Consider the following 10,539-nt stretch of genomic DNA (forward strand, 5'->3'; position numbering starts at 1 on the left):
GAGCGGCTGCACCCGATCCCATTCCGAACTCGGCCGTGAAACGCTCCAGCGCCGATGGTACTTTGTCTTAAGACACGGGAGAGTAGGTCGCTGCCAGGTCTGCAAAAGGCACAGAAATAAAACATCTTCTCAAACATTCAGCGCTAAACGCGCAAATTAATCGCTTACCGATAAGACAATCTTCAAAGCAAATCTTAAGCGATCATATATCTAGGGCGGAGCGCCCGTTCGGCCTACAATCGATAATTAATCGATTGCTATACGGCCTCACCTCATCAGGCCCATAACCTGAAAAAGAGGCTGACTTCGCTCCCGGGCCTCACAGGCTTGTACTAACTTTGACGCGGGGTGGAGCAGCCCGGTAGCTCGTCAGGCTCATAACCTGAAGGCCGCAGGTTCAAATCCTGCCCCCGCAACCAAACAAAATTCAAAATACTCAATTAATTCAAATAATTGGATGATGATTTTTGTTTGTCGAAAATCCCCGAAAAGCATCGCAAACTCGTTTTATCAGTTATAACAGTGCTTTAGCTAAAACAGGTTCAAATCGGGGGTAACGAACTACGCAACCACATACAATATTTAATGATCGTAGTTTTTTTGGGGGGGAGGCGGAGAACCCAAAAGGTGCGAGCGTGGTGGTATATGATGATGTTCGTCTAACGTAGGTTGTTGAAGCCCTAAGATAATCGAAAGGCAGCTTTGCTCGCCCATGTTGGATGTTCGAGCTGCCGAAAAATTTGCAAGCTGAAAGACTGTTTTGGAAAACAACCTTGTTATACCGCTGATCAACTGGACGGTGACCTTGGCAAAAGCTGATGCGCGATGACAACTGCTTTTAACGCCATGATCAAGCTACCATTACCCTCTTTGCAAACTGCGCTTGGGGTAGATCAACAGATGTTTCTAAGTGCACGCTCTGCGACCTATGAAATAGGTCAAAACACTGGATTAGCCTTTAGTAAAAACCAGTGGGTTTAATCTGGTGACAGGCTCTTGGCTTTGCAACTTTGAGTATGTGATATCTTTAACTAATGACGAAAAGCGACGATTGACGATTTTGGTGGTCCGTTTACTTTAGATCACAAAGACGGCTTGCCGTCCTCCAGAGCCTTATTGTGATGTGGCCGTTTCAAGTGGTAACAAGATGCTGATGGGCGAATATTTCCGTATTGGCGCTGGGATTGAGGACTACATCATGCATAAAATACTATATTACATCGTCGCACTGACTTTCTTACCATCAAGTGTAATGGCCGGAAACCTTTCGGAAAACATGGAGAAACGCGTGTTAACCGAGCTTGCAAACCGAAGTGGTATTTCGGTTAGTGATTTGCAACTTATGCTCGACGATTGTGAATTAAATAAGCGCAATATGAACCTGTGTGCATTTCAGCGTGCTATTCAGGCGGAATTGTTGCTGGGTGATGCGATCAAAATGACTGGTGCTAAGACAGATAGCGACTATGCTGCGTGGAAGAAACAGCTTCAGGCTCGCTGTCATGCGGATGCTGATAAAGAAACTGGGAGTGGCGCAATCTTACCGAATATAATTTCTGAATGCAAAGAACTAGCTATGTTGGCAGAGCGCTATACGATTTTGGGGGCAGAAAGCTTTCCGCCGCCACCGCAGCCGCCACATAAATGGGATTAATATCTGATTTTGGGTTTGATTATACGTAGTTTTTTGATCTTATGCTTTTTTACATTGCCAAGCTTCGCTGATGATCCGCTGCCCTTAGCAGACTGGCGCTATAATCTTGAAGGCACATCTCGTGAAACGGTTGGCAATAAAAACGCGGCACAAATTAGCAATCAAATGATTAGAATAGCTGAAATTCAATGTGAATTTTCAGAGCAAAATTAATTGGTGGCGATGAATATTCATTGAAAGCAAAATGCGAGCAACCTGAACTACGTGCAGAATTTTTGAATGAAGCACAGCTTAAAATACTTGCGTCGGACAGGTTTCATTTCGACGATGGCTTGAAACTGCGTTCATATAGGCTTTGCCCTACGCAAAAATAGCGTTTTTCAACACTTTTATATAGTGTTTCAGTTGCATTATTCAGCCTTTGTATCGAACAAAGCTTGCGCCAGCCAACCAGCCAAACAGTTGAGAATAGTTCCGCCTAGAGCATTGATAAATTGATGGCGATAAAGCTGAAAAATGGAAACTGCAATCGTTATGCTCTAAACGGTGCTTATAAGATTGCGTAAGGGGTAATATTTTTTCCAGAGAGCCCAAGCAGCCAAAATTGTGAGCGTGACACGCAAAGATGGCAGACTATTCAATAGTGAATCATAGCGAATTAGAACACTAAGCATATATGCGCTGAAAGTGGTTTGGGTACGCGAAACCTTGCCGTTTATCTTCTACCGTCTTGATGATCTGCTGTATTGGTAGAGGAAAAATGGTAAGCGCCGCCTGATCCCGGCTGACGCGATCCGGCAAGTCATGACTACAGCACGGTTATCCATACTTGATTATCGGGCGTTGCAATATTGTGATAGTTCGCTGCGTTTATGGCTGAAAATAGAAGATTTTGCGTTTGCCTGTCAGGATATCACGCTTGGATTGTAACAAATTGCGGATGATTTTGGTCTGGTCTTACCAAAACTTGAATTCCATGAGGTGGTCAGTGTCGGTGTCTTAAATAAGTGGCGTATGGTCATTTGCTCTGATGCGGATGTGCCAGAAGGCAGATAGTCTACTTTCTGGCACATCAGAATATGGCGGAGAGCCTTAACGCTTAACTACTTCGCTATCTTCATGGACAATGCGGTAGTTGTCTTGTAGGTCCAGTACATAAGTGAAATTCGAGGTCCCGCTGGATTGCTTGTTGCGGTCAGGACTGGACACTGTGTAATCATAAAGACCGTAGACTGCACAAAGGCCATTTTCACATTTGGCTTTCAGCGAGCTTTCATCAACGACAAAACGTCTGACCGGCCAGCGGCTGAAATAGCTGTTTTTATCCTGCAAAATTTCTGCTTTGGGGCGCCGTTTTTTGAAGTAATCGACAGTATCGGCGTAATATTCATTCACGAATGCCATCGCATCATCATTATTGGCACTGCCAGTCTGGATCATGAGGGCGGCAACATTCATGGCCTTATTCTCATCATTCATTGCCGGCATGGCGCTTGGCGCATTGTGCTGTTGCTGAGGATTGGCATTGGCATCACTCGGGCGGGCGGCTTGTTGCGGTGCCTGAGCCGGACTAACATGATTTGGTGTAGTAACATTGCCGCTATTGGGCTGGACCGGTTGCACTGAGGCAACTTGGGTTTCACCGGTGCGATTGATACCGTATTTCACCACTTCCTGCGGGCTGAAATAATACATATCCTTGGCTGGTGTGCTGAACATAATGCCCAGCACATCGGCTGATACGCCATATTTTGGCAAAGTCGCCACAATATCCGATACGCCAAATTGCGCTTGTTCTCCGCTGAGTTCCGGTGCGGAAATCTGGTGAACGCCAAGACGGCCATCGGCAACACGGTTTTTGCCTGCAAAGAACACAAAGGAGCAGGCTGAAGCGCAATATGAATCCGGCGGAATATAAGTATTCATGCCCCGCTCATAGACTTCTTCCGCGATAACCAGCCCGATATGAACCAGACCACCTGGATTGTTGCTCAAAATAAGCGTGTTGACAGCAGGGTTCTCGCGCAATGCTTTTTTAAGATTGAGCAGGTCATTTGCGCCCACCTGACCGGTATAAATGAGAAGCTCAGGCTTATCTGGAAAGAAGAAAAACGGCCCATAGCGCTCGAAATTGGCTTCTTGCTGTTGTGGTGTCTGTGCACTGACCACAGCAGTGCCGTTGAGTGAGAAGGCGAGGCAGGCACTCGCTAATAATGACTTGTAATTGATCATGATTCCCGTACCCCTCTTATTCCAAGCCGTTCGGATAAGGCTCGATCGCATCGGCCTGTACCCAGCCTTGCGGACAAGATGAAATTTCGCCGTTCTTCAGCTGTTTACAATTTTCCATAGTCGTGCGGTAAGGCTCCGGCAATGGTGTAGAGACGCGGCATAAAACATTCACACCGTCGCATTTACCGAACCGATCTATCGGCATTGCCATGACAAAATATTCAGCATCTGAAATACCGGTTTTGGCTGTCGCTTTGATGCAGATGAGCTGATCCTCGGCCAGACTGGCGACTATTTTCTGATCACTGCCGCCAGCGCGTGCGCTGAGCTTGGCAGGCCCGCCATAGATCGCGCCATAATAGGGTGCAACCGCACAATCACTATGAATGGTCACTTCGTAATTTCCTGCGCTACAGTTAAGCCCCTTAGTATCGCTGCATTGAATGCCGGATTGCTCCAGCAATTCGCTGAGTTTGGCGCCTTCCAGATCGCCTTCTGCTGCATCCGCCTTTGCAGATAATGGCTGCGACAGGCTTAAGGCTGCAACGAGCATCAGACCTGACAAAATTTTAAAGGTGAATCTATTGCTCATAATTGGCATGCCTTTTTCTTATCAAATCCATCGAGAGCCAACACAAGTGCCTTGCCAAATTGCATAGCATTGACGTCGCATCCTGCAACAGCAACCATTGCGCCGCCTTTGTCTTCATCGGTGATGTCGCCATGAACAAAGGTTTGCAGCGACGCAGAATTTGTTCCATTGACCTGTAAAGCCTGAAAACGCAACGGATCCGCTTTGCCGCTATCAATCAGGATCACTTTGCCTGTGGCTTGGGGAAGAAAATCGGCCAGATAAATGGTACAGCCTGTATTCGCTTCCGTTACTGCGCATAGGCTCGCATAATTCTGAAACAGATAATCCGGCATCAGCGTAAAAGCATTGCGGGTTATCTGCTGGATTTCCTCATTGTCCGGCACAAAAACCGCCTGCTCAATGAGCTGATCGCGCAGTTTAAGCCCCTGTGTAGGCGTGATGACTTGTTCCGGTACGGATAGTGGTTTGGATTTTTCAGGGAGCAGCGTGCCCAGAAGTTTTCCAAGCTCAGGCTTGTCGACAACAGCTTCTCTTAAGGTTTTGAGGGCATCGGCACCGGGTTGCCCCCATTTCATCAGCTGCTTGACACTATGTTCGGTAAAGCGCGCATCTCCCGCCAAGGCCATGCTCACTTGCTGCTGTGCGGCAACTCGTAGCGGCGAGAGCGCATCCGTCAAAGCCAGAGCAAAAATGCAGTAAACCGGAAGCACCATGACAAGGTTGATGCAGCGTAAACGCTGTGCCCATGCTGCTCCGCCGGTTAGTGCCCATAGATAGGCAAAGCCGTAGATAAGCCCGATGACTGTCAGGTAAATGAATGTGACATCAACTGGCACCAGACCGAAACTTTGATAATCACCATAAAGCAGCCATGCGGTCAGGAACCCGAAAGCCAAAACAGCAATCACTGCGATTTTGCCTAGCCTGTCATAACCACCTTGCAGACGCTCTGCTTCATTACGCTCGGCAATGATGGTGGCAATAATTGACCAGCTCAGCATGGCCCATAAAGTGAGGCTGATTGAAAACTGAGAGTCATTGACCGCTTCTGTGCTGAAAAATACGATCAGCATCATCATTGCCATGAGCGGCAACAGCAACTGCGGCCCGATCAGATGTGCAATGAAGCGCGATCTTGGCGAGATGAAAGATGGCTCAAGCCGATCTGTTAATATGGCAACCACACCGGCTATCGCTCCACCAATGAGCCATGGAAAAAAGCGCATCAGTTCCGGATCGACAATATCTGAACCGATGCCCGAGGCGGTTGAATAAATCGCGACCCAAAATAGGCTGGCAAGCGCTCCGAAGACGCGCCAGCAAATATTCCATGCGGATTGATAGACGATTGCATAATCAAAATGACGGGTCTGCGCATAAGAAACCCAAAATGGCAGCGGCAGCAAAATGATCATCAAAAGCGGTGTGGCTACCACTGTTTGCCCGGTAAATTCACCTGTCAGAATACCGTTGGATGCAAAATAGGCAAAAGCCGCAATGAGTAAGCCGTTGATAACAGCGCCTGCAATGACCCATGACAGGCGTATTAATCCGGCAATACCAAGAATAGTTACTGCTGCAGCACCAATACCGTAGCCGGTAATATTGCTCAAGCCTTGATCAGCTATAAAACTGCTGACATCCAGAAAACCAAAAATAGTACCAAGCACCAGACTGGCTATCAGAATGAAGACAGGTTTTTGCATAAGTATCCTTGATTCGTTATTTCAAAATGCAAATGCTTAATGTATACGCCCTATGTGTCAATCTTAATGCACGTTGATTCAAGTATATAAATTTATTTATTTTGTGGTTTATCTTTATGAGAAATAAAAGCCTTGTTACTTCCTTTTTAACACTGCTGGCACTGGGCGGCGGGCTAGCAGTGGTTGATACGGAACTTGCATTCGCTGCGCCTGATTGCTCGGGTGAAACATTTATTTCCTGTAATGTTGCCAAGAATAAGCATCTCCAAATTTGCATTGAGCCGGAGAATGGTGATGCAGCCCCGAAATTTACTTATCAATTTACCGAAAAGGGCAAAGACGGGCTCTCGTTGAGTGAGGCTTTTTCTGCCAAAACCGTCTCACCATGGAAAGGTGTTGGCAGAGCCATTACCTCAACCGTTACTTTTAATAATGAGGGCTATAAATATCAGGTCTGGCAGAGTTTTGACCGGCTTGATGAGGAGGCCGAGCTGGAAGCAGGTGTTCACATCTTCAAAGGGGACGAGGATATCGCGTCCTTCACTTGTCAGCGTGATGGGCAAACCAAAATTGCCCCGCTATTCGCGCTTGAAGATGCCATGGAGCAAGCTGGTTGGTGCTATGATTCAGGCAAATTTGAATGGCAGCGCTGTGAGAATAAAAGCCAATAATACTTACACGATACTATAATTTTATCATTGAAAGCTATTGCAGGGTGCTTTACGCAGGCCAGCAGCTTTTATTCGGCTATTTATTGTGGGAGAATTTCTATGTTCTATTCAAGTGTAACAAAAACGCTATTTGCGGCCGCCTTATGCGCGACTGTGTTTGTGCCAAGTGCTGTTATGGCGCAGGAAAAAGAAAATATGGCAAAAATCGCCGAGTTCGGCGGCGCGATGCATGCCATGGCTGAAGAATGTGGTAGTTATTCTGCTGATCAGCTGAAAGAAATGAAGGCAGGACAGCAATCTGCATCTTCCGCTGGCGGACTTTCATCAGCAGAGTTCGACACAATTTTTACCAAAGGCTATGAAGAAACCAAAGCTAAAATTGCTGCAGGCAGTGCAAGTCAGAAGCAGACCATGTGCGAACAGATGAAAAAAATGCAGAACTAAGCTCTGCGCATATAAAATTTCGTGCTTGTGGCTCTCCTATAGGAGAGCCTGTGTGTATCTTGATCAAAAAGTCTATCGTGGTAATCAGCGCAAATAGGTGAGTAATGGCTTAAGATTTTATAACATTTAAAAGATTTGTTTTAATGAAATTGTTACCCTTTATTGGTTAATCTATTCTCGATTTCCAATGTATTCGCACAGGCTGAAATGGTTTCGGCTACGCCGCCGTTGGCTGTTTATGCTGGAAAATATGTCTATGATGAAGTGGATGGCACGCGTTTTCTGAACCACCCGCAGGTGCGCGCTGCTATTGAAGCCGCAGTGCCGACTGGGGACGTGCGCGATATTCTTTATACGGAAGTGCGGACGCCACACCGATCATGAAGGTGGGTGAAAAACTTCTTTATACACGTGGTTTTGAGCCAGCGAGTGGTGGTGACGTGAATTGGGGCGTGATGATCGCCGCTGACGGGAGTGTGGCTGCGGTCTGCTATGGACAATTTGCAGACAAGAATGCCCAAGAGGCAGCTTGGTATGCAGAGGGTGAAAAAGCATTTTCACTTGTGATGATGTGTCCATCCGAAGCTTCGGAAATTGAGGTGAGTTTCGGTGATTGGCCTATCGGCTCCATTCCGGGCTAAAAATTTTTCCTCAATTGTCAGGCCCTATATTCGCAAAAGAATAAGCATTCATATTTCAGCTTCATATCTTAGGGTGTCTTGCTGGTGCGCGATCTCGCTTATATGATCTGTCTGGTGTTGTAATGATGCAAATTCATGGATTTTGGGTTCACTTTCACTTTCACTTTCACTTGAAATGATAGGTTCGGCTGGCGCGAAACTGCAAATATGACAAGCGGCGCTACAAACACGCAATCGCATCGAGATCATGTTCGGCCGCCTCAAGGACTGGCGGCGCGTTGCAACGCGATCCGCCGATGTCCGGAGACTTTACTCTCAGCCATCCTCCTCGCCGCAATCGTTATCTTCTGGCTGTGAAACTCAATGAGACTGGAGCCTAATAGATAAGGCTTAAATTTCAATTGAGAATAAATGTCGGTATCGGTGGCTGCGCGCCTCCGCAACTAAATAGAACCGAGAACTCTCAATTAATTCAAATAGTTAGTTGATGGTTTTTGTATTTCAAAAAAACCCGAAATGTATCGAAATCTCTTTTTATCAGTTATAACAGTGCCTTAGGTAAAATAGGTTCAAATCGGGGCGTAGCGGACCACATATAATATTTAATGACCGTAATGGGTGCAGGTATCTGTTTTAGCGATATTTTGTGTGCAGTAATCTGTGTGCCTTTAGTCTAATTGATGCCGTAGCTAATTTTAAATCTGATACTATTACTCATGGAAATAGGGTTGTTTTTCCATATGTTTCAGTTCTCTGAATGACATCTCTTGCGATTAGAAACGAATGACTGTTTGGGTGCAAATTCAGATGGTTTAGGTCAGGTTTGGGTTTCCCAAAATTAAGTTTGGTTTTAATTATGTAGTCATGGCTTCATTGTTCATCAGATATATTTATAATGATAGTATTTTTACTTCTACCAAGTTTCAGTGATAGCTTTTCCTGAGATGCTGCTTTTTATATCGTTATTCGATAATAATTTAAGCAGGCAGAGGGGTATCTTGATGAAACTGAGTTCTATACTGGCATTGGCTTCGACAACCTGTTTATCAGCGGGGTTGTTGACGAGCATATATTCAGGTAGCGCTTATGCTTTCACCCCTCATATAATTACTGATGCGAACGGCAATCCCGTTTTTGAATTGCGGATGTTTTACCCGCAAGACGGGAAATTTATCGGGAATGATACCTCAACTTGGGTCTTTGATCCTGCAACGCTGGAGCGCACCTATTCCGCTGCGCAATATTGGGCAGACATCATCAAGATCACGCCGGGGGAAAACCCTGCCATCTTTAATATTGGTACTGAAGATGTAGAAAATGCTGCCGCGACAAGCCCGATTGCCAGAGATAAAAATGGTGCAGGAACACTTATTGAGGCCGCTTTAAATAATAGAGAAATCGACCCGACGCACTTGGTGGTCGGCGCGCATGGGGTGATATGGATTGGTAAAATGGATTGGGATTGGGAGCAGCCCTTTGTCCCATCACAACTGATCCAAACCCCTAAGGTCGATATGACCAGCACGCTCATACATGAGATAGCCCATGCGCTCGGAATATCCGCATCAGTCTATTCTCAACAATCAGGCAACAACCCTATTAAGGCAAAGTTTGCACCTGTTCTGAATGCCTGGACCAGTCATCTGATTGATAGCAATGGCAAGGCTGCCGCACCTGATCAAACGATTATTTGCAATTTTTGTGAACCCGCTGCGGTAGGAGCTGATACATTTGATGCCGATGACGGATTTGCTTATTTTACAGGGTCGAATGTAGATGCAGTGCTCAATGGTGCCATGCCGGGTGTTCCTGTGCGTGTTGATTCAAATCTGGTGCCTGGCTATAAGGACGACCCGTTTTCGCATACTGAGCTTAGGAACAGTATGATGAGCCATCAACAATATTCAAATTATATGTCGCTGATGGAGGCTGAATTCGCAGCCTTACAAGATATTGGCTACTCAATTGATCGCCGTAACCTGTTTGGCTACTCGGTCTATAATGATGGCATTACCTTGATCAATGATAATCCCTTCTTCGCTCGCAATAGTGAAGGCACTGCCTATATCCCCAACAGCTATAACACCGCGACCATGGGGCTCGGCCTTCATATCTATGGAAGCGGCAATATAATTGCCCAACGTGCAGATTTGCTATCCGCAGGGGCGGGAGGTGCAGGTATTCGTGTCGATGGTATCGGCAATACGATGACTATTTTGCCCGGAACACGGGTTCACGCCAACGGTGAGAACGGTCTTGGTGTGTTGTTTGCTTACGGAAAAAATCACACCCTGACTCAACGTGGTGATGTGCAAGCACTGGGTGAAAATGGTATCGCGGTCAGTTTTGACTTTGGCCATAATTCACTAGGTGACAACAATGAATATCGCGGTTCTTATTTTGTAACCTCGGGAAAACGAGATTTTGAAAATTATTTTCCCGATTATTATGAAACGGCTCTGAATGAAGTGAATGGCCCACTTGTTTCAAGTTTCGATCTGACCGGCCGTGTTGCAGGTAACAAGGCTGCCATTTTCATGTCAGAAAATGCCTTGGTGGGACAGATCAATGTCATGCAGGGGGCGAGCATTTTCGG

The 10,539-nt window shown here is 46.2% G+C and carries 8 protein-coding genes, 1 tRNA gene, 1 rRNA gene and 2 pseudogenes; 9 read left to right on the forward strand and 3 right to left on the reverse strand.

Annotation, left to right across the window (positions count from 1 at the left end; translation table 11 throughout):
- The 3 genes from rrf to F7P81_RS16915 all read left to right on the forward strand — a co-directional run.
- Positions 1–99 (forward strand): 5S ribosomal RNA (gene rrf, locus F7P81_RS16905); the annotation flags it as partial.
- Positions 100–342: 243 nt separating this feature from the next.
- Positions 343–419: transfer RNA gene (locus tag F7P81_RS16910), tRNA-Met, on the forward strand.
- Between the two features lie 728 nt (positions 420–1,147).
- Positions 1,148–1,654, forward strand: coding sequence for a hypothetical protein (locus tag F7P81_RS16915; RefSeq protein WP_116089489.1), 507 nt, complete (start codon positions 1,148–1,150; stop codon positions 1,652–1,654).
- A 1,092-nt stretch (positions 1,655–2,746) separates the two neighbouring features.
- Here F7P81_RS16915 and F7P81_RS16920 read toward each other — a convergent pair.
- Genes F7P81_RS16920 through F7P81_RS16930 form a run of 3 tightly spaced genes read right to left on the reverse strand, consistent with a single transcriptional unit; the run spans position 2,747 to position 6,187 of the window.
- The gene (locus F7P81_RS16920; protein ID WP_151160380.1) at positions 2,747–3,886 is read right to left on the reverse strand and encodes a COG3904 family protein; all 1,140 of its coding nucleotides are present in this window, start codon (positions 3,884–3,886) and stop codon (positions 2,747–2,749) included.
- Between the two features lie 16 nt (positions 3,887–3,902).
- On the reverse strand, positions 3,903–4,478 hold the full coding sequence (locus F7P81_RS16925; RefSeq protein ID WP_151160381.1) for a hypothetical protein: 576 nt from the start codon (positions 4,476–4,478) through the stop codon (positions 3,903–3,905).
- Entirely contained in the window at positions 4,475–6,187 is a 1,713-nt protein-coding gene (locus F7P81_RS16930) for a hypothetical protein (RefSeq protein ID WP_151160382.1), read from the reverse strand. The genes F7P81_RS16925 and F7P81_RS16930 overlap by 4 nt, the downstream gene beginning before the upstream one ends.
- Before the next feature lie 116 nt (positions 6,188–6,303).
- Between F7P81_RS16930 and F7P81_RS16935 the strand changes: the two genes are divergently transcribed.
- From F7P81_RS16935 to F7P81_RS16960, 6 genes and pseudogenes are all read left to right on the forward strand, one after another.
- Positions 6,304–6,858 (forward strand): hypothetical protein, encoded by a 555-nt coding sequence (locus tag F7P81_RS16935; RefSeq protein WP_151160383.1) that lies wholly within the window; start codon positions 6,304–6,306, stop codon positions 6,856–6,858.
- Between the two features lie 27 nt (positions 6,859–6,885).
- Positions 6,886–7,302 carry a hypothetical protein gene (locus tag F7P81_RS16940; RefSeq protein ID WP_151160384.1) on the forward strand — a complete coding sequence of 139 codons (417 nt, stop codon included), beginning with the start codon at positions 6,886–6,888 and terminating at the stop codon, positions 7,300–7,302.
- Positions 7,303–7,464: 162 nt separating this feature from the next.
- On the forward strand, positions 7,465–7,686 hold the full coding sequence (locus F7P81_RS16945; RefSeq protein ID WP_151160385.1) for a hypothetical protein: 222 nt from the start codon (positions 7,465–7,467) through the stop codon (positions 7,684–7,686).
- Positions 7,683–7,943, forward strand: a complete 261-nt coding sequence (locus F7P81_RS16950) for a hypothetical protein (protein ID WP_151160386.1) — start codon at positions 7,683–7,685, stop codon at positions 7,941–7,943. Before F7P81_RS16945 ends, F7P81_RS16950 begins: the two co-directional genes overlap by 4 nt.
- A gap of 203 nt (positions 7,944–8,146) precedes the next feature.
- Positions 8,147–8,300, forward strand: a pseudogene (locus F7P81_RS16955) (transposase); the annotation flags it as partial.
- A 644-nt stretch (positions 8,301–8,944) separates the two neighbouring features.
- A pseudogene (locus F7P81_RS16960) lies at positions 8,945–10,539 on the forward strand (hypothetical protein); the annotation flags it as partial.

Source organism: Pseudochrobactrum saccharolyticum (assembly GCF_008801715.1).
Taxonomy (GTDB): domain Bacteria; phylum Pseudomonadota; class Alphaproteobacteria; order Rhizobiales; family Rhizobiaceae; genus Pseudochrobactrum; species Pseudochrobactrum saccharolyticum.